The 25,264-nt window shown below is 36.9% G+C and carries 28 protein-coding genes; 8 read left to right on the top strand and 20 right to left on the bottom strand.

Going from position 1 to position 25,264, the window contains the following annotated elements; genetic code table 11:
- Positions 1–17: 17 nt before the first annotated feature.
- The 12 genes from Q0X77_RS09735 to recR form a co-directional block, all read right to left on the bottom strand.
- Positions 18–1,331: an amidase family protein gene (locus tag Q0X77_RS09735; protein ID WP_366939203.1), complete on the bottom strand. Its 1,314-nt coding sequence runs from the start codon at positions 1,329–1,331 to the stop codon at positions 18–20.
- On the bottom strand, positions 1,328–2,179 hold the full coding sequence (locus Q0X77_RS09730) for a DUF2911 domain-containing protein (RefSeq protein ID WP_297796637.1): 852 nt from the start codon (positions 2,177–2,179) through the stop codon (positions 1,328–1,330). The genes Q0X77_RS09735 and Q0X77_RS09730 overlap by 4 nt, the downstream gene beginning before the upstream one ends.
- Positions 2,176–3,138 (bottom strand): signal recognition particle-docking protein FtsY, encoded by a 963-nt coding sequence (gene ftsY, locus Q0X77_RS09725; protein ID WP_297796634.1) that lies wholly within the window; start codon positions 3,136–3,138, stop codon positions 2,176–2,178. The genes Q0X77_RS09730 and ftsY overlap by 4 nt, the downstream gene beginning before the upstream one ends.
- Positions 3,139–3,227: 89 nt before the next feature.
- Positions 3,228–3,380: a DUF4295 domain-containing protein gene (locus Q0X77_RS09720; protein WP_297796631.1), complete on the bottom strand. Its 153-nt coding sequence runs from the start codon at positions 3,378–3,380 to the stop codon at positions 3,228–3,230.
- 6 nt (positions 3,381–3,386) lie between these two features.
- Positions 3,387–3,569, bottom strand: a complete 183-nt coding sequence (rpmG, locus tag Q0X77_RS09715; protein ID WP_297796628.1) for a 50S ribosomal protein L33 — start codon at positions 3,567–3,569, stop codon at positions 3,387–3,389.
- A 21-nt stretch (positions 3,570–3,590) separates the two neighbouring features.
- Positions 3,591–3,827, bottom strand: a complete 237-nt coding sequence (gene rpmB, locus Q0X77_RS09710; RefSeq protein WP_019670388.1) for a 50S ribosomal protein L28 — start codon at positions 3,825–3,827, stop codon at positions 3,591–3,593.
- A gap of 73 nt (positions 3,828–3,900) precedes the next feature.
- Positions 3,901–5,148, bottom strand: coding sequence for a competence/damage-inducible protein A (locus Q0X77_RS09705; protein WP_297796625.1), 1,248 nt, complete (start codon positions 5,146–5,148; stop codon positions 3,901–3,903).
- Positions 5,148–5,486 carry an Hpt domain-containing protein gene (locus tag Q0X77_RS09700; RefSeq protein ID WP_297796624.1) on the bottom strand — a complete coding sequence of 113 codons (339 nt, stop codon included), beginning with the start codon at positions 5,484–5,486 and terminating at the stop codon, positions 5,148–5,150. Before Q0X77_RS09700 ends, Q0X77_RS09705 begins: the two co-directional genes overlap by 1 nt.
- On the bottom strand, positions 5,487–6,098 hold the full coding sequence (locus tag Q0X77_RS09695; RefSeq protein ID WP_297796621.1) for a fumarylacetoacetate hydrolase family protein: 612 nt from the start codon (positions 6,096–6,098) through the stop codon (positions 5,487–5,489).
- A 19-nt stretch (positions 6,099–6,117) separates the two neighbouring features.
- Entirely contained in the window at positions 6,118–6,894 is a 777-nt protein-coding gene (locus Q0X77_RS09690) for a 3'-5' exonuclease (RefSeq protein WP_297796618.1), read from the bottom strand.
- A gap of 204 nt (positions 6,895–7,098) precedes the next feature.
- A complete protein-coding gene (locus Q0X77_RS09685) occupies positions 7,099–8,454 on the bottom strand; it encodes a dihydrolipoamide acetyltransferase family protein (RefSeq protein WP_297796615.1) in 1,356 nt (451 codons plus the stop codon).
- 89 nt (positions 8,455–8,543) lie between these two features.
- Entirely contained in the window at positions 8,544–9,164 is a 621-nt protein-coding gene (gene recR, locus Q0X77_RS09680) for a recombination mediator RecR (protein WP_297796613.1), read from the bottom strand.
- A gap of 58 nt (positions 9,165–9,222) precedes the next feature.
- Between recR and Q0X77_RS09675 the strand changes: the two genes are divergently transcribed.
- Complete coding sequence (locus Q0X77_RS09675; protein WP_297796610.1) at positions 9,223–10,686, top strand: sodium:solute symporter; 1,464 nt, start codon at positions 9,223–9,225, stop codon at positions 10,684–10,686.
- Here the strand turns inward: Q0X77_RS09675 and Q0X77_RS09670 are convergent.
- Positions 10,683–11,042 carry a CoA-binding protein gene (locus Q0X77_RS09670; protein ID WP_297796607.1) on the bottom strand — a complete coding sequence of 120 codons (360 nt, stop codon included), beginning with the start codon at positions 11,040–11,042 and terminating at the stop codon, positions 10,683–10,685. The genes Q0X77_RS09675 and Q0X77_RS09670 overlap by 4 nt on opposite strands.
- Before the next feature lie 386 nt (positions 11,043–11,428).
- Here Q0X77_RS09670 and Q0X77_RS09665 point away from each other — a divergent pair, with 386 nt between their 5' ends.
- Positions 11,429–13,879 (top strand): TonB-dependent receptor, encoded by a 2,451-nt coding sequence (locus tag Q0X77_RS09665; RefSeq protein WP_297796604.1) that lies wholly within the window; start codon positions 11,429–11,431, stop codon positions 13,877–13,879.
- A gap of 95 nt (positions 13,880–13,974) precedes the next feature.
- Here the strand turns inward: Q0X77_RS09665 and Q0X77_RS09660 are convergent, their stop codons facing one another.
- The 4 genes from Q0X77_RS09660 to Q0X77_RS09645 all read right to left on the bottom strand — a co-directional run bounded on the left by Q0X77_RS09660 (position 13,975) and on the right by Q0X77_RS09645 (position 17,675).
- Positions 13,975–14,526 (bottom strand): pyridoxamine 5'-phosphate oxidase family protein, encoded by a 552-nt coding sequence (locus Q0X77_RS09660; RefSeq protein WP_297796600.1) that lies wholly within the window; start codon positions 14,524–14,526, stop codon positions 13,975–13,977.
- A 19-nt stretch (positions 14,527–14,545) separates the two neighbouring features.
- Entirely contained in the window at positions 14,546–15,553 is a 1,008-nt protein-coding gene (locus tag Q0X77_RS09655; protein ID WP_297796596.1) for a 3-oxoacyl-ACP synthase III family protein, read from the bottom strand.
- Positions 15,554–15,683: 130 nt separating this feature from the next.
- Positions 15,684–16,994 carry an AarF/UbiB family protein gene (locus tag Q0X77_RS09650; protein WP_297796594.1) on the bottom strand — a complete coding sequence of 437 codons (1,311 nt, stop codon included), beginning with the start codon at positions 16,992–16,994 and terminating at the stop codon, positions 15,684–15,686.
- 21 nt (positions 16,995–17,015) lie between these two features.
- Positions 17,016–17,675, bottom strand: coding sequence for a TetR family transcriptional regulator C-terminal domain-containing protein (locus tag Q0X77_RS09645; RefSeq protein WP_297796591.1), 660 nt, complete (start codon positions 17,673–17,675; stop codon positions 17,016–17,018).
- Positions 17,676–18,033: 358 nt separating this feature from the next.
- Between Q0X77_RS09645 and htpG the strand changes: the two genes are divergently transcribed.
- Together htpG and Q0X77_RS09635 are read left to right on the top strand one after the other, a co-directional pair.
- Entirely contained in the window at positions 18,034–19,920 is a 1,887-nt protein-coding gene (htpG, locus tag Q0X77_RS09640) for a molecular chaperone HtpG (RefSeq protein ID WP_297796588.1), read from the top strand.
- 160 nt (positions 19,921–20,080) lie between these two features.
- Positions 20,081–20,440 (top strand): hypothetical protein, encoded by a 360-nt coding sequence (locus tag Q0X77_RS09635; protein WP_297796585.1) that lies wholly within the window; start codon positions 20,081–20,083, stop codon positions 20,438–20,440.
- A 35-nt stretch (positions 20,441–20,475) separates the two neighbouring features.
- Here Q0X77_RS09635 and Q0X77_RS09630 read toward each other — a convergent pair whose 3' ends face one another.
- Positions 20,476–20,895 carry a hypothetical protein gene (locus tag Q0X77_RS09630; protein ID WP_297796582.1) on the bottom strand — a complete coding sequence of 140 codons (420 nt, stop codon included), beginning with the start codon at positions 20,893–20,895 and terminating at the stop codon, positions 20,476–20,478.
- On the bottom strand, positions 20,879–21,466 hold the full coding sequence (locus tag Q0X77_RS09625; protein ID WP_297796579.1) for a sigma-70 family RNA polymerase sigma factor: 588 nt from the start codon (positions 21,464–21,466) through the stop codon (positions 20,879–20,881). The genes Q0X77_RS09630 and Q0X77_RS09625 overlap by 17 nt, the downstream gene beginning before the upstream one ends.
- A 136-nt stretch (positions 21,467–21,602) precedes the next feature.
- Here Q0X77_RS09625 and Q0X77_RS09620 point away from each other — a divergent pair, with 136 nt between their 5' ends.
- From Q0X77_RS09620 to Q0X77_RS09605, 4 genes are all read left to right on the top strand, one after another.
- On the top strand, positions 21,603–21,956 hold the full coding sequence (locus Q0X77_RS09620; protein ID WP_297796576.1) for a DUF6249 domain-containing protein: 354 nt from the start codon (positions 21,603–21,605) through the stop codon (positions 21,954–21,956).
- 127 nt (positions 21,957–22,083) lie between these two features.
- Complete coding sequence (locus tag Q0X77_RS09615; protein ID WP_297796573.1) at positions 22,084–23,175, top strand: AraC family transcriptional regulator; 1,092 nt, start codon at positions 22,084–22,086, stop codon at positions 23,173–23,175.
- Between the two features lie 282 nt (positions 23,176–23,457).
- Positions 23,458–23,835: a hypothetical protein gene (locus Q0X77_RS09610; RefSeq protein WP_297796570.1), complete on the top strand. Its 378-nt coding sequence runs from the start codon at positions 23,458–23,460 to the stop codon at positions 23,833–23,835.
- Between the two features lie 147 nt (positions 23,836–23,982).
- Positions 23,983–24,615, top strand: a complete 633-nt coding sequence (locus Q0X77_RS09605) for an MOSC domain-containing protein (protein ID WP_297796568.1) — start codon at positions 23,983–23,985, stop codon at positions 24,613–24,615.
- Between the two features lie 48 nt (positions 24,616–24,663).
- Here Q0X77_RS09605 and Q0X77_RS09600 read toward each other — a convergent pair whose 3' ends face one another.
- A complete protein-coding gene (locus Q0X77_RS09600; RefSeq protein WP_297796565.1) occupies positions 24,664–25,071 on the bottom strand; it encodes a hypothetical protein in 408 nt (135 codons plus the stop codon).
- Positions 25,072–25,264: the final 193 nt, after the last annotated feature.

The following is a 25,264-nucleotide window of genomic DNA, read 5'->3' as shown; positions in this document are numbered from 1 at the left end:
TTCAGTAATACTTACATTTATTGGAATTGATGTATTACTTGTTGTTGTGTAATTTGCACCAGCATCAAAACTGTAAGTATACGGTCCTGTTCCGCCAATACCATTAAACGTGAGTTTCGTCGTAAAATCAAATCCACATTCAGCAATGTTAAAAACCCATCCATGGATACTTCCGGCGCAGTAAACTCAACTATTTCGGCACCGAGACTTGTCAATTTAGCAGCGGTTTTCAAATAAATAGAATCCGTTTCCAGCAAGTCTTTGAAAACACCTAAACGTTTTCCTTTAAGGCTTCCCGAATCATTAACAGCCCCAATAAAGTCCTCAGTGGTACTAACAGACTTTTCATCAGCTGCATCCCTGCCGGTCATTGCAGATAATAAGATCGCATTATCCACAACATTCTTAGTCATTGGCCCGGGAGTATCCAGCGTACTGGAAATTGGCACAATACCTGTCCTGCTTAAAAGTCCAATAGTTGGTTTTAAGCCCACAACAGAATTTTGGCTGGAAGGAGAAAGAATAGAACCTGAAGTCTCCGTTCCAACTGCTCCTACCGCATAATTAGCAGCCATAGCAGTTCCACTTCCCGAACTGGAACCACCAGTTTCAAAAATACCTCTGCCATACGGATTTAATGTTTGACCCCCAATGGCACTATATCCCAATGGACAGCCATTACACATATAATACGCCCATTCACTAAGGTTGACTTTACCCAGGATAAGTGCTCCTTTTTTCTTTAACTGCTCAACAATAAAGGCATCCTTAGTTTGATTATCCTTCAGGGCAATTGATCCTGCTGTGGTGTTCATACCGGCTGTACCAATATTATCTTTGAGAAGAATAGGCATACCAAAAATGGGATGTCGCAATTCCGGCTTCAATTTATCCAGTTCCCGTGCTTCCTGCACCACATTTTCATTTAAGGCCAATATGGTATGTAAAGAAGTGCTGCTATCCAATTCAAAGTGATAGATTCGGTAAAGAAAAAATCGTACTAATTTTTCGTATGTCAATCTACCCTCCCCAACATATGATTGAAGAGTAGGTATATCTTGTTCAAGAATTAAAGGTTTTAATTGTTCATATTCGCTTTCCGACATTTTAACCACTTCGTGATATAGCGGTCTGAATATCTCATTTTTATCAGACACCCTTGATTGTATCAGTTTGAAATGCATGCGTTTTTGTTCATTTCCCTGGCTGGCTGCCACATCGGAAGAATCATTATAAGGTGGCCATAGTACTGCAGAAGAATATTCATTTTCCTTTGTTTCTTTACAGGAAAATAGAAGCGAGAGTACGAGAAAACAAAGCAGTTTATTCATAGTTTATTTTTTTTCCAGTCAACTATATTTTGGGCATTCATGCGAACAAATTCATCTTTACCTTCTTTCTCAGCTAATTCCATTGATTTTTGTGCAGAAATTATGGCGCTTGTATAATCGTCCATTCCGGCTTCAACCAAAGATTTAACCCTGTAAAAATAGTAGGTGTCGCCACCTAGTTCAATAGCTTTATTAAGGTAAGAAAGGGCCTCTTCATAGGATTTTCCCTGTTCCTGCAGATAGCGTGCGGCCTCATAATAGGTTTGAGCGGATGGGTTTTTTTCGATACTGGATGTAATTAATTGCCTCATTTTGGTATCAGTATCCACGGAAATCGGAATTTTTATAATTGTATGCTCCCAAATCCAAAGCATATTAATTGCATTATGGCTAATTTCATCAAAAGTAATCAGGAAATTTTCTTGATAATACGGTATTTGATTCGGTTTTATTCGAATCCTGAACGCATCTTCAGCCGGATCATAAGCTGCTCTTCCATCTCCCCAATGCTCGGTATTTTGGTGAAAAACTACTTCCCAGTAATCTTCATAAGGGAAGGCGTAGAGCGCATAGGTTCCCTTGCGTAAATAATTCCCCATAATAGTTAGGTCCGTATCCGCGGTAAATTTTGTAGATTCATTTGCACCAACCCGCCAGATACGACCGAAAGGAACAAGTCCACCTATTACCTTTCTGCCTTTTGCTCCCGGTCTGGAATATAAAACCGTAATTTTTGTAAGTCCAACTTCCTGTTCAAGCTTTGTAAACGGACTGATTTTTGGGTATTCTAATTGCGCGGCAAGTACCGATGAAAAAAAAGTAAATAGTATGAAAATTAAATATTTCAATTAGCTATACTGAAGAATGAATCAACAAACTCAAATTTATTGAATACCTGAAGATCCTCTAGTCCTTCCCCAACACCAATATACTTAACAGGAATCTGAAACTGGTCCGAAATACCAATTACTACCCCACCTTTTGCCGTGCCGTCTAATTTTGTCACAGCTAAGGAAGTTACTTCTGTGGCCTTAGTGAATTCTCTGGCCTGCTCAAAGGCGTTTTGACCGGTTGATCCATCCAGGACAAGTAAAACTTCATGAGGCGCATCATCGACCACTTTCTGCATAACACGCTTCACTTTGCCCAGTTCATTCATAAGGTTAACTTTATTATGCAACCTTCCAGCCGTATCAATCAGAACAACATCTGCACCCTGGGTTACGGCAGAACTAAGCGTATCAAAAGCAACTGAGGCAGGGTCACTGCCCATTTTCTGCTTCACTAAGGGTACCTCTACACGATCTGCCCAAACTTGAAGCTGATCTATTGCGGCCGCCCTAAAAGTATCAGCAGCACCTAAAACTACTTGTAAACCTTGATTTTTAAATTGATAGGCCAGTTTTCCAATGGTAGTTGTTTTTCCTACCCCATTAACCCCGACAACCATGATCACATATGGTTTTTTGTTTTCGGGTACGTTAAATTCTTGCTCTTCTCCTACATGGGTTTCTGACAATAAGCCTGCTATTTCTTCGCGCAGAATAGTGTTAAGTTCATCTGTACCCATATATTTATCCCTGGATACTCTGGCCTCTATACGCTCAATGATTTTTAGTGTAGTCGCCACCCCTACATCAGAGGTAACCAAAACTTCCTCCAGGTTATCTAAAACGTCGTCATCTACTTTAGATTTGCCAGCTACAGCCTTACTTAGTTTAGAAAAAAAACTGGCCTTGGTTTTTTCTAAACCTTTGTCGAGTGTTTCTTTTTTCTGGGATGTGAATATTTTTTTGAATAAGCTCATAGCAAAGTAAAAATAGTGAAGCAAAGATATGAAATTAAAAAAGCCGCTCTCTATAGAAAGCGGCTCCGTATTCAATTTTAGTTAGTTTGTTAATTCTTATTTAACCATTCGTTCACCATTTCCGGTGGCATAACAGATTCAACAAAAGTATATGCACCTGATTTAGGTGATTTTACCATTTTAATAGCCTTGGTAAGTCTTTTGGAACTGGATTGTAAACTTGCTACTGTTTTCTTTGCCATGGTTTCTTATTTTATCTCTTTATGAACAGTCATTTTCTTAAGAATAGGATTAAACTTTTTAATCTCTAACCTGTCAGGGCTATTCTTTTTATTCTTTGTTGTAATATATCTGGATGTTCCTGGCATACCAGAATTTTTATGTTCTGTACATTCTAATATGACCTGAACCCTGTTACCTCTTTTTGCCATCGTATACTATATTTTGTAGGATTATTTAATCAATCCTTTTGCTCTAGCTTCTTTTAAAACAGCAGAAATGCCTTTTTTATTAATCGATTTAAGAGCCCTTGTAGAAACCTTCAGTGTAATCCACCTATCTTCTTCAGGGATATAAAAACGTTTTTTGGAAAGGTTTACATCAAATCTTCTCCTTGTTTTATTAATAGAGAAGGATACATTATTTCCAAACATAGCTCTCTTTCCTGTAAGTTCACAAACTTTTGACATTACGCTACTTTTTACTTGATTTTAAACAGGCTGCAAATTTAATTTATTTTTGTGTGATGAACAAAATTCTCTGTTAGAATTTTAAAATTTCTTTTTGTAACATCTGAAAAGCCATGTGCACTGCTTTTTGTACGATTCTTGTACGATGATTTCCCATGGTAAATTTTTCCACTACGACCTCCTTTGGAGTTGAAATTGCGATATAAACCGTTCCAATGGGAGCATCCGAATCCCCTTTAGTGGGGCCGGCATTGCCTGTAGTTGCAATAGCAAAGTCTGATTTTAGTAGTTTCCTGACGTTCAATGCCATTGCTTTAGCCACTTCTGCACTAACAACCGATTTTTTTTCAATCAGGTCCTTAGGTACATTCAGGACCTCTATTTTAACCGCTGTGGCATAGCTCACCACACTACCCAAAAAATAGGCTGAAGCTCCGGGAATAGCCGTAATTTGTTCTGCAATTTTGCCGCCAGTAAAACTTTCAGCAGCGGCCAGCGTCATATTTTTTGATTTCAGCAATTTAGCTACACCTGCTTCTATAGACCCTTCTTCTTCTTCCCCATAAATGATGTCCCCAATTATGGAATACAATTTTGATGCTTCCTTTTTAACTGCCTCTTCTATAAAATCCTTGTCTGCACCTTTGGCAGTTAATCGTAATCTTACTTTACCCAAATTAGGCAGGTAAGCCAGCTTAACAAAGGAAGGCAATCCTTCCGCCCAGTCTTCAATTCTGGCAGCAATTGCACTTTCCCCAAGGCCATAGGTCATAATTGTCTTATGGTAAATGTAAGGTCTTTCAAAAGTTTCAACAATCTTAGGAATTACTGCGTTGTTCATCAGGTTTTTCATCTCAAAAGGAACACCGGGCAAACTAATAATAGTAACATGGCCTGTATTAATCCACATCCCGGGAGCAGTGCCATAAGCATTATGTAAAACAACCGACTTGGACGGTACAAAAGCCTGCTGTCGGTTAACATTTGATATAGGGGTAGAAATATAATTTTTAAACAGTTCCTCAATATGTGCCAGAACGCCCTTGTCTTCTACAAGTTTGTCATCCAGATACTCACAAAGGGTATGTTTGGTAATGTCGTCCTTGGTTGGTCCCAGACCCCCCGTAAGGATTATAATGTCTGCCCTCCTTTCAGCATCTTCCAGGGCATTTAAAATATGAGATCTCTCATCCTGGGTGGAAGTAATCTGGAAGACAGAAACCCCTATTTTATTAAGTTCTCCGGCTATAAAAGCAGAATTAGTATCTACTATTTGTCCAATTAGAATTTCATCCCCAATGGTGATAATTTCCGCAAACATCAGAAATTAAAGTCCTTTTTAAGTTCGGAAATTACTTGCAGAATGTCTTTCTTTAACAAGGGGAATTTTTTCTGAATCTCTTCCTTGTGCTCTGCACTTTTTCCGAGTGTCTCAATTTCCAAAGCCACCGCCCTACTCTGTTCCATGCCCAATAGATCTACATTCGGCTTTATTTTATGAGCAAGTTTATAGACATTGTCATAATCATCATTCGTAATAGCTTTTTCAAGATCTTCAAGGTCCTGGGGAACTTCTTCAAGAAATACTGAAATCACAGAGTTGATGAAATCCTGATCTCCTTCAGCCATCTCATTTATTTTATCCAAACTGTATATCATTTATTTAATTTTTACGGTGAACAATTCTTCACCCTCAAGAGTACCTGAAAGGTAATCATTTGGGCTTATTTTACCAACACCCGCAGGCGTTCCGGTAAAAATAATATCTCCTTTTTTTAACATAAAGAACTTCGAAACATAAGAAATCAGGGAATCTATGCCCCATAACATTAAGCCTGTATTCCCCTGCTGAACAATGTTACCATTCCTGGTAAGGGAAAAATTAAGGTTGTTCAGGTCTTTATAGTGTTTTTTATCCACCCATTTTCCGATTACCGCCGAACCATCAAAGCCTTTGGCTTTCTCCCATGGCAGACCTTTTTCTTTTAATTCAGATTGCAGATCCCGCGCTGTAAAATCTAACCCAAGTCCAATCTCATCGTAATAAGTGTGGGCAAATTTCTCATTTATATGTTTGCCTACTTTTTTAATTTTAATTAAAACTTCAACTTCATAATGAATTTCATTTGAGAATTCGGGAATATAAAAATCCTGTTCCTTTGGGAGTACAGCAGAATCTGGCTTAATAAATACTACAGGATCTTTAGGTTTTTCATTGGCCAGTTCCTCAATATGATCAACATAATTGCGACCTATACAAATGATTTTCATGCTATAATTACTATCAATACTAACTCAACTTATTGTTCAGCTGACTTAATTTAATTTGAGTAAGAACCTTTTTGGTGTACAATGGGAAGTCAGCATTAAGTATCCATCCAAAATAACCTGGTTCCTGATCCAGGACTTCCAACACTTTCTTCCCTTTGTGTTTCCCAAAGGAAAATATTTCTTCTCCGTTTTCATCCCTGATAATAAAGCCGGCAAAATCTACCGATTGTTTTCTCCTGGAAAATTCAGAGAGTTTTTTAATGTTATTTTCAAGCTCCGGATAGCGTTCCAATTGGGAGAGTAGTACTTCATAAGTAGCTATGGTATCAGCTTCAGCACTATGCGCATTATTCAGGTCCTTATCACAATAAAATTTATAGGCTGCCTCCAAAGTACGCTTTTCCATCTTATGAAATATGGTCTGAACATCTACGGATAACATATTCTTAAGATCAAAATCAATTTCTGAACGCAGCATTTCTTCCGCCAGTAGCGGAATATCAAAGCGGTCTGAATTAAACCCAGCCAAATCACAATCTTTAATCATGTTATAAATTTCCCTGGACAAATCCTTAAACGAGGGCTCGTTGGCTACCTTTTCGTTAGAAATACCGTGGATGGCAACTACCTCATCAGGAATGGTCATTTGCGGATTAACCAACCAGGTTTTGCTTTCCTTATTACCATTCGGGTATACTTTCAGAATGGAGATTTCCACAATTCGATCTCTGGCCACATTAGTACCTGTAGTTTCCAAATCGAAAAAACATATGGGTTTGCTGAGTTTTAACTGCATGTGTGGGATATTTGGACAAAGATAGTTCTAAAATTGAAGTTAAACGAGACTTAGAGCCCTATCTTTTTGGTCATTATAAGTATAATTGCAGAAGCTGCCCGGCCCTATTAAATTGATCTGTCCCCGGAATAAATATTTCCATAAACCGCAGCAGTTTAGGCTCTTCTTAAAGGAATGCCGTATGCTTAAACCTAAAATATCAGCTTAGATTTCCCTATCCACATCCCAGGCTTCGAGATAGTCTGCTACTGCCTTAACGAACATGCCTCCAAGAGCACCGTTTACCACCCGATGATCGTAACTATGTGAAAGAAACATTTTGCTTCGGATTCCTATAAAATCCCCTTCTTCGGTTTCTATAACTGCAGGCATTTTTCGAATAGCTCCCAAAGCCAAAATACCCACCTGAGGTTGATTTATAATAGGAGTCCCAAAAACGCTTCCAAAGGACCCTACGTTTGTAACTGTATAAGTACCCTCTTTAATTTCATCTGGCTTTAATGCATTATTTCGGGCCCTGTTCGCCAGATCATTGACCACTTTGGCCATTCCTACCAGATTTAGTTGATCTGCATTCTTTATGACGGGAACAATAAGGTTTCCATCCGGTAGTGCCGCTGCCATTCCTATATTGATATTCTTTTTCCTTATTACAGTATCCCCCTCTACAGAAATATTCACCATAGGGTATTTTTTCAACGCTTTGGCAACCGCCTCCATAAAAATAGGCGTAAATGTTAATTTTTCTCCTTCACTCTTAAGAAAAGAGTCTTTAACTTTATTCCTCCAGCTTACCACTTTTGTAACATCTACTTCAATAAAACTTTGCACATGTGCTGAAGTAGAGATGCTATCTATCATATGATGTGCAATGAGTTTACCCATCCTGGTCATTGGAATAATCTCATCTTCCCCATTTGATGGGACCCTGGTAATCTGATGCGGCTCTGCAGGTACCCTTGCCTCCTGTTTTATGGGCTCGGGAGTTTTAGCTTCCTTAATAATGGGTTTTACCTCAGGAGTACTTTGAGTCTTTCCATTTTTGATATAATTTAAGATATCATTTTTAGTAACCCTTCCTTCATTACCGGTCCCTGCTATGCTATCCAGTTCTGCCTTGGTTATTCCTTCCTCTCTTGCAATATTTTTAACAAGAGGAGAATAAAATCTTGAGGTATCTGCTACACTTTGAGCTGTACTCCCAACAAGTTCCTGAACTTGGGTAACACTTTTTTCAAGGGTTTCCGCTTCTTCCGGGACTTCTTCTATTATTTCTTCAATTTGATTTTCCCGGCCGGTACCTGAGGGTTCTGAACCCCCTTCTTGCTCAATTACGGCAACCGTCTGCCCAACTTTAATGACATCATCTATATCAAAGAGTTTTTCCAATAATACACCCTCAACCTCACTTGGTACTTCAGAGTCAACCTTATCAGTAGCAATTTCAAAAACCGCTTCATCCATTTCTATTGTATCGCCAACATCCTTTAACCAAGCTGTTAAAGTAGCCTCTGCAACACTTTCACCCATTTGAGGCAATTTTAATTCAAACTTTGCCATATTATTATTTAAAGTGCTTTTTTGAGTATATTTTTTGCAAAAATACTAAATAATCGTCCTTATTTTTAAATTTATTGTATGAATTAACATTACGACGCCTTCAGAGAACCTTCAAATGGAATTCTATTAAGAATACTCCTTCCTAACGTTACTTCATCCGCATATTCCAACTCATCTCCCACCGATATACCTCTTGCAATAGTAGAAGTTTTTATGTTATATGGTTTTATCTGCTTATAAATATAAAAGTTAGTCGTATCTCCCTCCATGGTAGAGCTAAGTGCAAAAATGAGTTCCTTGATCTTATTTTCCCTCACTTTTGAGATCAGGGGCGAAATTGTTAAATCCTGTGGACCGACACCTTCCATGGGAGATATCTTCCCTCCCAGCACATGATACAAACCCAGGTATTGTCCCGTATTCTCAATTGCCATTACATCTCTAATATCTTCAACTACACAAACCATGTCTTTTTCCCTTTTAGGGTTTGCACAAATTTCACATAGTTCAACATCTGAAATGTTATGGCAATTTGAGCAAAATTTAATTTCTTCTTTAAGCTTTAAGAGAGACTTGGCCAAATCTGAAGTCTGATCTTCGGGCTGATTTAAAAGATGAAGCACCAACCGCAAAGCAGTACGCTTACCAATTCCCGGCAATTGAGACATTTGGTAAACTGCATTTTCCAGGAGCTTAGATGAATATTCCATAAAGGCAAAATTACATAATGTTTTAAGTTTTTGTACTTTGCACTCGTAATTTATTTTTATGACAGCATCGCATATTCTGCTTCTTATTGGCGGTTATTTCTTCTTGCTATTGCTCATCTCTTATTTCACTGGAAAAAATGATTCGAATGCCGACTTTTTTAAGGCAGGAAAACAATCGCCATGGTATTTGGTAGCTTTTGGCATGATTGGAGCATCGTTATCCGGCGTTACTTTTATATCTGTTCCCGGTTGGGTAGAAAGTTCGCAGTTTAGTTATATGCAGGTAGTATTTGGCTATTTGGTAGGTTATTTTTTTGTTGCCTTTATATTGATGCCCATCTACTACCGGCTAAATGTTACTTCTATTTATGAATATCTTAAGGAACGTTTTGGAATTGTCAGTTATAAAGTAGGCGCCCTGTCTTTCTTTATTTCCAGGGTATTGGGAGCTTCATTCCGATTGTTTTTGGTAGCCATAGTGTTGCAACAATTCGTTTTTGACGCCTGGAATGTCCCATTTGAACTTACAGTTGTCTTATCTATTCTATTAATCTGGGTTTATACTTTTCGGGGGGGTATAAAAACCATAGTTTGGACGGATACACTACAGACGCTGTTTATGTTATTGTCTGTTGGTTTATCCATCTATTTCATTAATGATAAATTAGGCTGGAGCTTTACTGAATTCATAAATTCAGAAGAATTGACAAAATACAGTAAGGTTTGGTTTACTGAGGATTTTTACGCCAAGAATCATTTTGTAAAATCTTTTATCGGGGGTATATTCATCACGATATGCATGACTGGTCTGGATCAGGATATGATGCAGAAGAACTTAACCTGTAAGAATCTCAAGGAGGCCCAGAAGAATATGGTTTCTTTTAGTCTGATACTAGTTGTCGTAAATTTTGTTTTTCTCCTGTTAGGGGCTTTACTTTTTATTTATGCAGATAAATTTCATATTGCTACCCCGCTGATGGATGGAGAACCCAAATCTGATCTGTTGTTTCCTGAAATTGCTCTAAACAGTGGTTTAGGTACTACTGTCGCGGTAACTTTTATGCTTGGACTAATTGCAGCGGCCTACAGCAGTGCCGATAGCGCCCTTACCTCGTTGACAACTTCTTTTTGTGTAGATTTTCTTGGAATTGAACAGAAGCCCAAAAATGATCAAAAAATAATAAGAAAAAGAACACATATCTGGATGAGTTTGCTTCTGATCCTGGTAGTTATACTCTTTAAATATGTTTTGGACAGAAATGTTATTGATGGCCTTTTGACAGTTGCCACCTACACTTATGGACCATTATTGGGCCTCTTTGGTTTTGGGATATTTACACGATTTAAGATAAAGGACAACTATGTTTGGATTGTCGCAGCTGCATCGGTTCTCTTTGCTATTGCGATTGCCAATATTCCTGATGCTTACCTGGGAGGATATGCTGTGGGATACGAACTTTTACCGATCAATGGGTTATTTACTTTTATTGGTTTATATCTTATCAGAAAAAAGCAGAATTAATACTGATCCGTAGCCAATAATACCAATGTACAGGCCACTTCTACCTCAATGCCATTATTGCTTAAAATTTCATAAAACTCCGGGTTTTCGGTCCCGGGATTAAAAATTACCCGTTTTGGTTTCATTTGAACAATTCGTTCATAATACTCCCTTTGTCGCTTTTTATTAAGGTACAAGGTAATAGAATGAATATTTTCTAAGTCATCCAGGCTTGGCCTTATCTGTACGCCTGATACTTCCCCTGTTTTGGGACCAAACGCTACGGTTTCAATTTGTTTTCCCAGCAATTTATTAATTGCCAAATAACTATATCGATTTGGGTTTAATGAAGCCCCAAAAACAAGTGTCTTTTTCATAAAATGTTCCTCCCTGCGTTAAAGTCTGTTAATTACTGTAACTATTTAAACTATTATTCGTCTTTTGGTCATACAACAAAATACCTATTCGTTGTTGGAGCTATATATTTATAGTTAATGGTTAGTGTTTAGTATGGTCCATCAACGAAAGAAACCCCGACAGCTCTGTCGGGGTTTTATTTTATCCTTACAGCAAGCCAGGTACAATTCTGTTGTTTCCATTGGCTTACAAAGATATCACTTCTATTGAACTCAAATAGCCCAAGGCCAATGCGGACAGAAGGGAGATCCTTTTTTTTGTTTATGTTAAAACACAGAATTCCGGTAACATAAACCTAACTCTATCGTCTAGTAAGTATCATCAATCAATCAAAATCGAATCAATCATGAGAAATCGACTCATAGTCGTTACGCTACTTTTTAGCAGTATACTTCTTGTAAAAGGTGCTGCTCTAAATCCGGAAATTATCCTGGGTAGTATTAGTGGAAAGGTTGTTGACCAGGTTGGTCAACAACCCGTAGCATATGCGGCCATAGTAATAAAATCAGCTTCAGACAACACCACGATTACCGGCGGTATTACTAAGGAAGATGGCACCTTTCAAATTAATAAAATACCCATAGGATCTTTCATTGTGGAAGTACAATTTATAGGTTTCAAAACCTATAAACGACAGCTTACCTTATCAAAAGGAAATCGAAATCCCGATTTGGGGTCTATTTTCCTTGAAGAGGAAGCTGAAGAACTTTCCGGTGTGGAGGTGGTTGCTGAACGGACTACTATTGAGCAACGCATTGATCGCAAAGTGGTTAACGTGGGTAAAGACCTTACCACGGCCGGGGCCACTGCCTCGGACATTATGAATAATATTCCTTCGGTCAATATAGATCAACAAACCGGACAACTCAGCATGAGGGGAAATTCCAATGTTAGGGTAATGATAGATGGCAAACTGTCTAATGTGCCGGTTGCACAATTATTAAAACAGATACCTTCTACTTCCATAAAATCCATTGAACTAATTACCAGTCCATCCGCCAAATATAACCCTGATGGAATGAGTGGCATCATAAACATTATCCTTCACAAGAACTCCAATAATGGATTTAACGGTAGTCTAAATACAGGTCTGACTGTTGGTGAGGAAGCCAAGTTTAACAGTTCAATTGACCTTAATTATAGGAATGGCAAGGTAAATGTTTACGGAAATTTCGGAAACAACATTGGTAAATATGTAAATAACGGCTATATATACAGAATAGATGAAAATTCAGAACAATTATTCGAATGGTTAGATAATCGTAAATCCAATTTGTTTAAGATAGGCGTAGATTTTTATCTCAATGATAAGAACACAATTTCATTTTTTACGAACCAGAACTACTTTGACGGAAAAACCCGAGGGCAAACACAGGTTACTTATTTTGATGATCCCCTGCTCAATACAAATCAAATCTTCTTTAATAAGAATGACAATCACAGTGAGCAGTACAATTTTGACTATAAACTGGAATTTAAGAAAGAAGGTCATAATCTGGAGTTAGAAGCGGACTATAACAAATTTACTGATGAAGAGAATACCGATTTCCAATCCACTGGAAATACCTTATTTCCCGATTATCAGGATTTTGTAAATACTCAAAGAGATCAGACTATCGTTAATCTTGACTATGTAAACCCTTTGGACTCCATTTCCAAATTAGAAGTGGGGCTGGAAGCAAGAATTTTTGAAACCAATGTGGACTACTCTTCCACAGGTCTTTCATTTACACCTGATGGAACGCTGGAACCCACCCCTGATACAGATTTTGTTTACGGTATGGATATTTACTCCGCCTATGCCAGTTTTGGGCAGAATTATGAAAAATGGGGGTACCAGGTTGGACTTCGTGTTGAAGACGTAGAGGTTAAGGCAGACACCAACCGGGTCAGGGCCTTTACCGACAAGTATTTTGAGTTTTATCCTTCAGGTTTTGTTACGTACAGTCCAACAGAAAAAAATCAATTTCAATTTAGTTTTAGCAGACGGGTGGACCGCCCCGGACTAACACAGGTAAATCCTATTCGTGAGTGGGCAACCCCTTTATTATCTTCCTTTGGAAACCCAGCGCTTGTGCCACAATTCACAACTTCTTTCGAAATAAACTATACCAGACGGATGAAAAATGGAAGTATCACCTCGGGCTTGTTTTACAGGAGTATTAAGGATGAGATTAACAGGGCAGTTTATGTAGACAGACTTGATCTTAACAAACTTATATTAACCTTTGATAATTTTGACAACACCTCTGCGTATGGCATTGAGGTCTCAGGTAATTACAAATTAACAAAATGGTGGAGTTTTAATGCCAGTTTTGACCTGTACTCCCAAACTCAGCGGGGCCTTACAGAAAGCTTACAATCTGATAATAATATTGCCACAATAGATGATATTGTTACCGAGGAAGTGGAAGTGGTAAATACCGCATGGAACTTTAGAATGAATAATAGTTTTAAAGCAACCAAAAACCTAACTTTTCAGCTATTCGGATTCTATAGAGGACAAAACAGGACTATTCAATTTGATGTAGATCCCATGTATTTTGTAAATCTTGGTGCCCGTTACAATTTTGCTCAGGGTAAAGGTACTTTCAGTGTTAATTTTAATGATGTATTCAATACCATGCGTTTCGCTGTGGAAGGTGATCGGCCATTTGCTCAGGTGGGAGAGTTCAATTGGGAGAGTCAGACCATTTTTGCAGGCATTTCCTATAGATTCGGAAGCGGAAAAAACAAAGCTGCAAAAAGAAAAAGAAGGGATAGTAATACCAAACAAGGCGGCGGTGGTATTCTTTAAATATTAGTTGATAAAGTGCACTAGGTATTGGTTGGTTATCTCTTGTTGTATTTATCAATTAAATAAACCCCGACTAGTTCGTCGGGGTTTCATTATTATGCGGGATCTTCAAAAATTCCTGTTGGCAATCCATCAAGGCTATTTATATTCTTCAGACCCATATATTCTATAAGACCTTTTGCACCTTTATTTTCTGCCCATTTATTGAGCAAATTCCGCTCCTCTTTATAGTCCATAAGCGGTACACCCATTCCACAGGAAGTCTGGACCAGTTTTATTCGCATTGCGATTAATTGCCTGCTTCCGGGAATTTCAGGAAATAGGCCAATGTGTTGTTTCCAAAAGGAATCTCGCTCATGATATGCCCTGGCTTCTCCATAAAGGCGCAATATGATTGGCTTTCCCTCAAATGCACAAAACATAATAGTCATTCTTTTGTCATGCTGCAGATGCGTTGCAGTTTCATTCCCGCTACCGGTAAGATTTAACCAAAGTATTTCAGAATTATCGACTATTCTGAAAGAATCCATACCTTTTGGAGAAAGATTAATGGCACCTTCCTTCATAGCAGTTGCTACAAAAAATAGCTTTTGATTAGCAATAAAATCTATATGACCGGAATTTAAACTCTCATAACGCTTCCCCATTGAAGTAAGATTAGATTGTTTACCATCGAATTATTGCGCTGCCCCATGTAAACCCACTCCCAAAAGCAGCCAATACTACAAGGTCTCCTTCTTTTACTTTACCCTGTTCCCAGGCTTCGGTCAGCGCTATGGGAATTGAAGCAGCTGTTGTATTCCCGTATTTCATGATGTTATTGTAAACCTGGTCATCTCTTAACTTAAACTTTCCCTGTATGAATTGAGAAATTCTCAAATTGGCCTGATGGGGAATTAGCATATCAATATCAGCAGCTTTAAGATTATTTGTTTTTAATCCTTCAATGATAACCTCGCTAAAACGAACCACCGCATTCTTAAATACAAATTGGCCGTTCATATAAGGAAAGTAGGATTCATCATTGGGATCATCATCTTTTAATATGTCGAGGACCCAGCGTTTTCCCATTCCCGGCGCAATTAATGAAAGTTCTTCTGCATGCGCTCCTTCTGAATGCAAATGGGTAGATAAAATCCCTTTAGAATTATCCTCTTCTCTGGTTAAAACAGCCGCACCTGCACCATCTCCAAAAATCACGGAAACACCTCGTCCCCGGGTAGTCATATCAAGACCTCCCGAATGTAATTCAGAACCAATCACCAATACATTCTTATACATGCCTGTTTTGATATACTGATCTGCCAGGGATATGGCATATACAAAGCCGGAACATTGATTTCTTATATCTATGGCACCCACGGTCTTAATACCCAAATCTCTTTGAATCATTACCCCCGGACCCGGGAAATAGTAATCGGGGCTCAGGGTTGCAAAAACAATAAAATCTATCTCATCCTTATCTATCCCTGCTCTTTCTATAGCTATTTTTGCTGCTTTCAGCCCCATACTGGATGTGGTGTCTTCCCCTTTCACGACATGTCGCCGTTCTTTTATACCTGTTCGCTCCTGAATCCACTCATCATTGGTATCCATGAGTTTTGACAGATCGTCATTAGTTACTACATTATCGGGAACAAAATAACCTAGTCCACTAATTTTTGAATTGTACATTGTTTAGTTTGTGTGTTTGTTAACTTGAAAAGAATTACCTGTAAGTTGGTAAAAAGTGGTTACAAGAAAAATCGATTCTTCAGTCTAAGATAACTAAAAAATAATTGATGATTTTTGAAAACTAATGGCCTTAGTTTAAATACTTTCTAAAAGAATTTACCTCAACAGTCGCCTGCAGATCGTGCAGAAGATTAAACAAACCAAAAAAAGTTCTATTGATATATAGAAAGTGCTTTGAACCCCTGTTCCCATTCATTTTACGAATATGTTCATCCTTGGAATAACGCTCTCCCAGGGCAGCAATTTTTGACCAAAATTCCTCATTCCCAAAGTCAAAGTATTCATCATGAAAAGGTGTGGTAAAGAGTCCCAGCATTTCTTTAAACAAGTCTTTAAAGAAAACTATTTCTCTTTCCGAATCTGACGGAGTTAGTATTTCCAACTCATATAATTTATCCATGAAAAAGGCATCGTTTTCAATGTTGTCTTTCTTGGCTAATTCAAAATAAGGGACATAAAATTCATCCGGAACTTGTTTCACACAACCAAAATCTATGGCTACTAAGGTTTCCTGTTTACTAACCAGAAAGTTTCCAGGATGAGGATCTGCATGAACTTTTCGTAGTCCATGTAACTGGAACATATAAAAATCCCATAGTGTTTGACCTAATTTGTTCCCCAATTTTGAACTGAAATCTTTTTTTGAGAATTCACTCAGATGCTGCCCATGCATCCAATCCATGGTAAGTATTCGTTCACTGGAAAGTTCTTTATAATATTTTGGAAATTCCAGGTTTGGGATTATCTGGCAAGCTTTTGTTATTTCTTCGCTTTGCACAAATTCCAGTTTATAGTCGGTTTCTTCCAGAAGTTTAAGCTCTACTTCCTTAAAATATTTATCGGAGTCTTTTCCCTTCAGGTTGAACATCCTCATGGCTATGGGTTTAACTAATGCTAAATCGCTACTTATGCTTTCAGCTACTCCGGGATACTGTATTTTAACTGCCAATTCTTTGCCAGCTTTTGTTGCCTTGTGAACCTGACCTATACTGGCAGCATTAATTGAGTTTCGTTCAAAGGTATCAAAGACCTCCTCAGGAAACTTATTTAAATACCGTTTAAAAGTTTTACGGACTAAAGGTGCAGAAAGAGGTGGGACTGAAAATTGTGCCAAAGAAAATTTGTCTACGTATGCTGATGGCAGCAAATTTTTCTCCATACTTAGCATTTGGGCTACTTTAAGCGCGCTACCCTTCAATGACTTGAGTCCATTGTAAATGTCAGAAGCATTCTCCTCGTTTAGCTCTTCTTTATCATGCTCGGGATTCACCAGTTTTTTACCATAATATTTGACGTAATTACCCCCTACTTTTACTCCTGTCTTAACCAGCTTCCCGGCTCTTTCCATTTTTCCGGTGGGTATTTTATCAAGTGTTTTCATATATAATTTTAGCTATGGTGCTTAAGAGAAGTTTTCTTTATATAGAAATTTACCAAAATCTATGATACTCTCTAATGGCGTATTATCAAATACATCAAAAATTGTTTTTACGGACTTTTCAATTGCTATATCTGTTTTTTCAAAATCTGCCGAATTATCATCCATCCAAAACTTTAGAAGAAATAAAAACTGAACCCATGCCCCTTCAGAAAAAAGCTCCGGATTATGTTGTGTAATTTTCGAGGCTTTTTCACTATTATCGTCTTCAATCAGTTCTTTTGCAAAATCTTTGATTTGAGTACGTAGCCCCTTAAGCTGCTTTAAATTCTTCAAAGGACTTTGATCCTCATTTAAGGTGAAAAGCACATAACTCCTATTAAGTTTAAGCAATTCAAAAAACGTAAATAGAAAGGAGAGCATTTTGTCCTTGCTGGTAAATTCCTGATATTCCTTATTCTTGGCCAATAGATTCATAGTATTAACAAAGAATGCATGCCAAATGGCTTGCTGAATTCCCGGGATAGAACCAAAAATTGAGTAAAACTCATTTTCTTTTATTTTGTTTTCCTTACAAAACTTGTAAACAGTTTTAGGAACGGATTCGTGTTCCAGAACAAAATTCATGTAAGAAGAAATTATATTTTCTTTCGATGGCTTTTTAGAAGTGGCTTTAGCAGACATATTTTAAATTATTGTTTAAATATTCTATTTTTTATATCAACGTTTTAAGTAAACGTTTTCATGTTGTGATATTTCAAAAAAAGTGCGCTCTCGAGGGAAAGCACACTTTTCAACAACCTAACCAATTAATAAACAATCTGATTATAAAATTAAAAACCTTTTTCACAGCAATTTTCCTTCCATAATCATAAAACAAAAATACGTAATGTTTAAGTATTAAGCGCAATAATTAAACATAAAATTTGTTAAAGTTTTCTTTTTGCTATCGAACTTAACATGGGTGTCAGTTTGTCACTTGCCATTAGTATGGTACTTTTTTTGACATAGGTTGATTGTAATTTAAAAAAACAAAACAAAAATGGCTACAGGTAAAATCAATGTTTCAGTCGAAAACATTTTCCCATTAATTAAAAAGTTCCTTTATAGTGATCACGAGATATTTTTGCGCGAGTTAATTTCAAATGCAACGGATGCCACTTTAAAACTAAGGCACTTGAGTTCTCTGGGTGAAGCTAAAGTGGAATATGGTAATCCCTTGATAGAAGTTAAGGTAGATAAGGAAGGCAAAAAACTTCATATTATTGATCAGGGAATTGGTATGAGTGAAGAAGAGGTTAAGAAGTATATTAATGACATCGCATTTTCCGGTGCAGAAGAATTCCTTGATAAGTATAAGGATGCCGATAAAGAATCAGGAATTATAGGACATTTTGGCCTAGGTTTTTACTCATCCTTTATGGTTGCGGACAAAGTGGAAATAATCACAAAAAGTTATACTGATGCACCTGCAGTTCACTGGAGTTGTGACGGTTCGCCCAAATTCAGTTTAAAAAAATCCAATAAAAAAGATCGTGGTACTGAAATAATTCTGAGTATAGCAGATGATTCAACTGAGTTTCTAGAAGAGAATCGGATTTCCGAATTATTGCGCAAGTACAATAAGTTCATGCCTATTCCAATTAAATTTGGAACAAAGACCGAAACGCTTCCAAAGCCAGAAGGTGCTAAAGAAGATGATCCGGCTCCTACCAAAGAAGTAGATAACATCATAAATAACCCAAATCCTGCCTGGACGAAGAAACCAGCGGATTTAAAAGATGAGGACTACACTACTTTTTACAGGGAATTGTATCCAATGCAATTCGAAGAGCCACTCTTCCATATTCACTTAAATGTGGATTACCCATTTAATCTTACTGGAATTCTTTATTTCCCAAAGCTCACCAATGATCTGAGTATTCAAAAAGACAGAATACAGTTATATCAAAATCAAGTTTTTGTAACCGATAATGTTGAGGGAATAGTTCCAGAATTCCTAACCATGTTGAGGGGTGTAATTGATTCTCCTGATATCCCCCTGAACGTGTCCAGATCATATCTGCAGGCTGATGGGGCCGTAAAGAAGATTTCCTCCTATATTACCAGAAAAGTAGCGGATAAGCTTACTTCCTTATTCAAAAATAATCGTGAGGATTTTGAAAAAAAATGGAACGATATTAAAATAGTCATTGAATATGGCATGCTATCAGAAGATAAATTCTTCGAAAAAGCTGACAAATTTGCACTGTATCCTACAGTTGACGGCACCTATTACACCTTTGAAGAATTAAAAGAAAAAATTAAAACCCTTCAAACGGACAAAGATGACAAATTAGTAGTTCTATATGCATCTGATAAAGAAGCACAGCACAGTTATATTGATGCCGCTAAAGCTAAAGGATACGAGGTATTGCTTATGGACTCGCCCATAGTTTCTCACCTGATGCAAAAACTGGAAACTTCAAACGAGAATTTATCCTTTGCCAGAGTAGATGCTGATCATTTGGATAATCTGATCAAAAAAGAAGATACTCAAATAAGCAAATTATCGGATGAAGAGAAAGAAAAGTTGAAGGCTAATATAGAAGAAGTAATTTCTGATAAGGGATACACGGTTCAATTAGAAGCTATGGACAGCAATGCTTCGCCTTTTATCATCACCGAACCGGAGTTTATGAGACGAATGAAAGAAATGCAACAAACCGGTGGAGGAGGGATGTTTGGTATGGGAAATATGCCGGAAATGTATAATTTGATAGTAAATATAAATCACCCACTAGTTGGTGAGATCCTTGGCACAAAAACCGCCAAGAAAAGAGACCGTTTAATAAATCAGTCTTTGGATCTCGCCCGCCTATCAAAAGGCTTACTGAAGGGGGAAGAAATGACTAACTTTATCAACCGTAGTTACGACATGATTAAGTAAGCACTTAGTTTTTAAATACTTAATGAGCCAATAAACTCATGTACTTTAAATGCTTCATGGCAAACTCTAACTTATCTTATTGATAGTTGAAGTTATATCCGTGAAGCATTTTTAAATTATTGTCAGTATTTCGACGTATATTCTTATAAATCACTAGCAAATGAATTATCCCTGGCATTATCTGCTCATGTCTTCCATATATATCCTTGGAGGTATTATGCATTTTGTATTCCCCAGGGTCTACATCCGAATAATGCCCGGCTATCTTCCCAATCATAAGCTATTGGTTGCCCTAAGCGGTATTGCCGAAATTGTATTGGGGATAGGTCTGTTGTCAGCTGAACTTAAAGATCCAGCCATATACGGAATAATACTAATGCTGACGATTTTCCTTTCGGTACATTTTTATATGTTATCCAATGAGAAAGCTTCGGCAGGGATCCCAAGATGGATACTTATCCTGAGAATTCCATTACAGTTCTTGCTAATGTATTGGGCCTATTGGTATTTACAGGTTTAATTGATTTAACGAAAAGGGAATCTTGCACACAGCAATCAGCTTAATTCCAATCTACTATCCAAATATTTCTTTAAAAAGATAATCTGCAAATAAAAGAACAACATTAGACCAATAAGCGCATAAACCACAGTGTTGGGGAGTTGTATTTGAGATAAGGCAACCATTGAGTCCATATTTTCTATAACCCCGGTATTAATATTTGGTAACCAACTAACGGTAAGGTCAAATTTTCCAATAAATATATAAGCAATTAAAAGAATTGTAAGGGTTGCCAAAACCAACCAGCTTGTTTTGGAAATCAAAGGTTGATATACCGTTATAGCATTATTGGTCTCCCTTACAGCGATTTTAGAAATAATGTTTTCGGTGAAATCAACAGACGGTGATTCCAGACTTGCATTGCTTACCACTTTCTTCACAAAATCATCCAGTCGTTTTTCATTGGTGTCTTCCATAATGCTGTATATTTTCTAATTCCAAATTATTTTCTAAAATTTTTGCCAAGCGCTTTCTGCCCCTAAACAATCTTACCTTAATGGTATTCCCCGGAATCCCCATCACTTTTGATATTTCATTCAATGTAAGTGTTTCAAAATAATACAAAGTAATAAGAACTGAATCATCGGCAGGTAGTTTCTGGATTGCATGTTTAATCAATTCTGCCCGCTCCCTGGCTTCAAGCCCGTCTAAGGCATCATCCATAGCAGCGATATTATACTCTTCCGAAATATCAATAAATGTGGTCTTTACCTGTCTCTTATTCTTTTTTAAATAATCCAGACTTCTATAATATGCTATTTTATATAACCATGTGGAAAACCTGGAATCGCCTTTAAAATCTTTCAGGCCCAGATAGGCCTTTAAAAAAGTATCCTGAGCTATTTCCTCCGCATCCTCACGGTTTTTTAAAATTCTTAATGCCAGTGTAAATACCATATGCTTATACCTATCTACCAATATCGCATAGGCATTGTTTTCCCCTCTTCTGACCCTTTTAATAAGGTGCTCGTCTGGTTTTTGGCTCATTTGTAATATAAGACGTAAATAATTGCATCAAGGTTACATAAACTAACAAAAAAAACTTCATTTTCGGTAACCTTCTCAGAAAACAGATCGTCATACACAGTGAACAAATAATTTAATTCATTAAAAACTAAATATCATGGGAGGAGAAATTATTATAGTTGGCCTTGTTTTCGGCGCAATCTTTGGCGTATTTTATCTTTATTTTTCAACGCGAAATAAAGAGCGTCTGGCCTTAATTGAAAAAGGCGCCGATGCCAGCATTTTTGTAAAAGGAAAAAGGGAGCATGCTGCGCCATTCTGGAAAGTAATGATTCTTAATCTTTCTTTATTATTAATCGGGGTTGGACTGGCTATTTTCATAGCTTCCATTCTCACCAACGTCATGGGAATGGATGAAGATGTAGCCTATCCCGGAACTATCTTAATTATGGCCGGTCTGGGTCTTTATGCCGGTTTTACACTTACAAAAAAATTAGAGAAAGAGGAGTAAGCAATAACATCTTACTAAGCGTACTAAAAACCATTGTAACTATTTGCAATGGTTTTGTTATTTGTCTGCCACATAATTTGCTTTAAAGCCATAGATTACAGACCTTTAAGAGTAAAAAATTGTGTAAATGGATAGCAATATCGTTTCTTTGGTTCATGCCCTAGGGATATTTCAAGGATTAATTTTAGGAGTAATACTTCTATTTATTAGCAAGAAGAATAAGTCGACTTTCTTTTTAGGGTTATTTCTTATAGGTTTTGCTATTGAGTTTATACCCGTTATCCTCAAAGATTTTAAAATCCTTGAAGATCATCCCGGATTGCTTCTTCTTCCCATTAGCTTTTCATGGATTATTTTTCCCATCTTTTTTCTTTACGTACAAAAGATTTCCATTTTTGCTCATGAGAAAGTGACTTACCAGATATTGTATCCGGGCATAATTTCAATTTTATTTTTGTTTGTTTTGTTTTTACTTCCTGAAAAGACAAAGGAATACCTGCGAGGGACATATCTTTTCGAAGTATTATTTACTCTCGGACTTATGTATTCTTTATACATAATTTACCGAATTAATAAATATCTTAATAATCATACCGAAGAAGTAAAAAATCAGTTCGCATCAGTAAAGAACAAGCAGCTCCAATGGACCCGGTTTTTTATAGCTTTTTGTTTTGTGCTTGTTGCCGTGCATATAGGGACTTTATTTATAGAAGTTGCCCCGGTATTTGAATTTCTCATAGCCTGTTCTAACTTAATACTCGTTTTTTCTATTGCAATTAGTGGAATTATCCAATATAATGTGTTATCTGCTGCCCATAAGGCAGAGTTACACCTAAAAGAACCTTCATTGCAAAAGGAGGACCCAAAGGAAAAAGTCCTTGAGCTTATTAATCGCATTGACCATTATGTAATGGATTCTGCTATTTACACAAAACAGGATCTGACTGTAGTAGACATTTCAACCGCTCTGGGTGTTCATCCCAGAGATGTTTCTATGGCAATAAATAAACACTATAATAAAAACTTCAATACATATATTAATGAATTTAGGGTAAAGAAAGCTCAGGAACTACTAAATACTGATATTCTTGCTGAATTGAGTATTGAAGGGCTGAGCCGTGAAGTTGGTTTTCACAGCAAAGCTTCATTTTATACAGCCTTTAAAAAGGCTACCGGTACCACTCCTATGAATTATCAAACCGAGGTTCTGGAAAAATAGAACCCATAAGATCAGCAGAAAGTTTACTACAACACTATTTTTAATAGTACATTTTTTTGTATTTAATTCTGAAATTAAGACTTCTTCAGCTAGGATTCCTGCACTCAAAATAAACCTTTATATGATATTTGCGCTCGATTTGACTATAGTGCTGCATGTTTAGTGCTTCCCGTGTGCGGGAAGTTATTTTGACAGTTGAATCGAAATAGTTCCCCTTAGGGCCATTTTATATGGCCCTATTTTTTTGAATTACAAAGCTGACAGAAGTTATAAATAATAAACATGAATTTAATAGAATTAAGTCCGGAAGGAAATTTTGAAAGTTGGGAAATTAACAGATTAAACGAATTGAGATCCGAGCAAATCGATGAAACGCATAGCCATACCCCCGCCTACCAAAATGAGGAATTCAGTATGCGGTATATTACCTTAAAACCAAAGGAAAGACTCCCTTTTCGCAAAATTACAAATGACTTTAGTTATACTTTCCTGACAGAAGGTTTTGGGGTTATCCATCAAGGCAATGGCGAAATAAACTTCGTGGAATTTAAAAAAGGGGATGTTTACTATTTTAATATTAAAAACCAGGGAGAGCATATCCAGGACTTTGAAAATTGTAGTCTTGGAACTATACAGTTTATGTTATTTGAACTTAAATAAAACGTCTAAACGATTGGGAATTCCACCTGAATTTGTTTAGGCCCTAACTACTCTTTTTACCTATTTACTTGTCATATTCTGAGAATTCTATAAATATATCAGGCATTCAGGTTTGTGATTCATCGAAGGGGTTGATATCTTTAAAGAATGCAGGTGATATCAACCAATATTGGAAACTTAACCAAAATTAATTGGAAAGGAAAAGTACTCAATACGGGTATCTTTAAATATCCTACGAGCTCTCCATTGCTTTTGGAAAAAGAAAGCGTTGCAAATGATGCTATTGCAAACCGAAAGGTACATGGAGGTACTTATAAAGCGTGTTATCTCTTTTCAGAAAAACACTATCCTTATTGGAAAAACAGGTATCCGGAGCTAGACTGGAATTGGGGAATGTTCGGGGAAAATCTCAGTGTGAGCGGTATGGATGAAACTCAAATTAGAATTGGTGATATTTATAAAATTGGAAAGGCCTTGGTGCAGATATCACAACCCAGGGAGCCCTGTTTTAAATTAGGGATAAGATTTGGTACCCAGCAGATTTTAAAAGAATTTATAGAATACGGATTCCCGGGTACTTATGTAAAAATACTTGAAGAAGGATTAGTTTCGTCGGGCGACAGATTGACCCTTATTGAAGCGTCCGATAGCCCATTAACCGTGTTTGAGTTCTTTCAATTACTTTATGCCAGGGAAAAAGATCAAAAAGTCTTAAAGCTGGCACTAGAGAATTCAGCCCTCCCTGAGCTCAAAAGGGAAAGCTTAAAAAAGTACCTATAGAAAAAGGGGGCTGTTAGGCCCCCCTTTAAAACTAAACTACACAACTTACTAATTAACTGCAATGTATTCATAGTAGGTTTTTTCACTATCCTTTACAACCACAGTGTAGCTATCTTTATGGGCTGTTTCAAAATTAAAAGCTTTGGCAACAATACTTTGATTCTCAATTACTTCATTAAACAAAGTGCGGTTATTGCTATCATAAACTTTAATTTGTACATCTTTGCCTTCAAGGTTAAGTAAGTTTAGAAAGATAATTGCACCTTTCTTTTTAAATACCGGTTTGGTCTTACTCGTTTTCTTTAAAAAGCTCTTGTTCCTTTTTGAACCTGCTTCCGTAACTACGCTTTTAGTTGTACCATCTGTCAATAAGCCAGAATTCGGTTCTTTTGCCAGGCCTACTGCTGCAGTAAACATTAAGGCAATCATTGTGGTAAATTTCAAATTTGTTTTCATAACATTACGTTTTAGAGTTAATGAATAATTTACAGTACAAACTTACCTTGAATGCCTTTCATTAAACACAAGCAAATTTTCTAATATATATCCTATTTTAACTGAATAAATATAGCATTACTCTTTATGGGTTAATATTCTACATATTTTAGATAATATTGTAACTATCGATCATAATTATGACCCTTTCAAT

Origin of the sequence: uncultured Eudoraea sp. (assembly GCF_947258925.1) — a bacterium.
Classification (GTDB): domain Bacteria; phylum Bacteroidota; class Bacteroidia; order Flavobacteriales; family Flavobacteriaceae; genus Eudoraea.
The sequence above is the reverse complement of the archived record's forward strand: the minus strand, read 5'-3'. Positions and strand labels throughout refer to the sequence as shown.

Excerpts from the sequence above, each read along its gene's own strand:
- Q0X77_RS09735 (WP_366939203.1), bottom strand. The coding sequence starts at position 1,331 with ATGAATAAACTGCTTTGTTTTCTCGTACTCTCGCTTCTATTTTCCTGT.
- ftsY (WP_297796634.1), bottom strand. The coding sequence starts at position 3,138 with ATGAGCTTATTCAAAAAAATATTCACATCCCAGAAAAAAGAAACACTC.
- Q0X77_RS09720 (WP_297796631.1), bottom strand. The coding sequence starts at position 3,380 with ATGGCAAAGAAAACAGTAGCAAGTTTACAATCCAGTTCCAAAAGACTT.
- rpmG (WP_297796628.1), bottom strand. The coding sequence starts at position 3,569 with ATGGCAAAAAGAGGTAACAGGGTTCAGGTCATATTAGAATGTACAGAA.
- rpmB (WP_019670388.1), bottom strand. The coding sequence starts at position 3,827 with ATGTCAAAAGTTTGTGAACTTACAGGAAAGAGAGCTATGTTTGGAAAT.
- Q0X77_RS09705 (WP_297796625.1), bottom strand. The coding sequence starts at position 5,148 with ATGTTTGCGGAAATTATCACCATTGGGGATGAAATTCTAATTGGACAA.
- Q0X77_RS09700 (WP_297796624.1), bottom strand. The coding sequence starts at position 5,486 with ATGATATACAGTTTGGATAAAATAAATGAGATGGCTGAAGGAGATCAG.
- Q0X77_RS09695 (WP_297796621.1), bottom strand. The coding sequence starts at position 6,098 with ATGAAAATCATTTGTATAGGTCGCAATTATGTTGATCATATTGAGGAA.
- Q0X77_RS09690 (WP_297796618.1), bottom strand. The coding sequence starts at position 6,894 with ATGCAGTTAAAACTCAGCAAACCCATATGTTTTTTCGATTTGGAAACT.
- Q0X77_RS09685 (WP_297796615.1), bottom strand. The coding sequence starts at position 8,454 with ATGGCAAAGTTTGAATTAAAATTGCCTCAAATGGGTGAAAGTGTTGCA.
- recR (WP_297796613.1), bottom strand. The coding sequence starts at position 9,164 with ATGGAATATTCATCTAAGCTCCTGGAAAATGCAGTTTACCAAATGTCT.
- Q0X77_RS09675 (WP_297796610.1), top strand. The coding sequence starts at position 9,223 with ATGACAGCATCGCATATTCTGCTTCTTATTGGCGGTTATTTCTTCTTG.
- Q0X77_RS09670 (WP_297796607.1), bottom strand. The coding sequence starts at position 11,042 with ATGAAAAAGACACTTGTTTTTGGGGCTTCATTAAACCCAAATCGATAT.
- Q0X77_RS09665 (WP_297796604.1), top strand. The coding sequence starts at position 11,429 with ATGAGAAATCGACTCATAGTCGTTACGCTACTTTTTAGCAGTATACTT.
- Q0X77_RS09660 (WP_297796600.1), bottom strand. The coding sequence starts at position 14,526 with ATGGGGAAGCGTTATGAGAGTTTAAATTCCGGTCATATAGATTTTATT.
- Q0X77_RS09655 (WP_297796596.1), bottom strand. The coding sequence starts at position 15,553 with ATGTACAATTCAAAAATTAGTGGACTAGGTTATTTTGTTCCCGATAAT.
- Q0X77_RS09650 (WP_297796594.1), bottom strand. The coding sequence starts at position 16,994 with ATGAAAACACTTGATAAAATACCCACCGGAAAAATGGAAAGAGCCGGG.
- Q0X77_RS09645 (WP_297796591.1), bottom strand. The coding sequence starts at position 17,675 with ATGTCTGCTAAAGCCACTTCTAAAAAGCCATCGAAAGAAAATATAATT.
- htpG (WP_297796588.1), top strand. The coding sequence starts at position 18,034 with ATGGCTACAGGTAAAATCAATGTTTCAGTCGAAAACATTTTCCCATTA.
- Q0X77_RS09635 (WP_297796585.1), top strand. The coding sequence starts at position 20,081 with ATGAATTATCCCTGGCATTATCTGCTCATGTCTTCCATATATATCCTT.
- Q0X77_RS09630 (WP_297796582.1), bottom strand. The coding sequence starts at position 20,895 with ATGGAAGACACCAATGAAAAACGACTGGATGATTTTGTGAAGAAAGTG.
- Q0X77_RS09625 (WP_297796579.1), bottom strand. The coding sequence starts at position 21,466 with ATGAGCCAAAAACCAGACGAGCACCTTATTAAAAGGGTCAGAAGAGGG.
- Q0X77_RS09620 (WP_297796576.1), top strand. The coding sequence starts at position 21,603 with ATGGGAGGAGAAATTATTATAGTTGGCCTTGTTTTCGGCGCAATCTTT.
- Q0X77_RS09615 (WP_297796573.1), top strand. The coding sequence starts at position 22,084 with ATGGATAGCAATATCGTTTCTTTGGTTCATGCCCTAGGGATATTTCAA.
- Q0X77_RS09610 (WP_297796570.1), top strand. The coding sequence starts at position 23,458 with ATGAATTTAATAGAATTAAGTCCGGAAGGAAATTTTGAAAGTTGGGAA.
- Q0X77_RS09605 (WP_297796568.1), top strand. The coding sequence starts at position 23,983 with ATGCAGGTGATATCAACCAATATTGGAAACTTAACCAAAATTAATTGG.
- Q0X77_RS09600 (WP_297796565.1), bottom strand. The coding sequence starts at position 25,071 with ATGAAAACAAATTTGAAATTTACCACAATGATTGCCTTAATGTTTACT.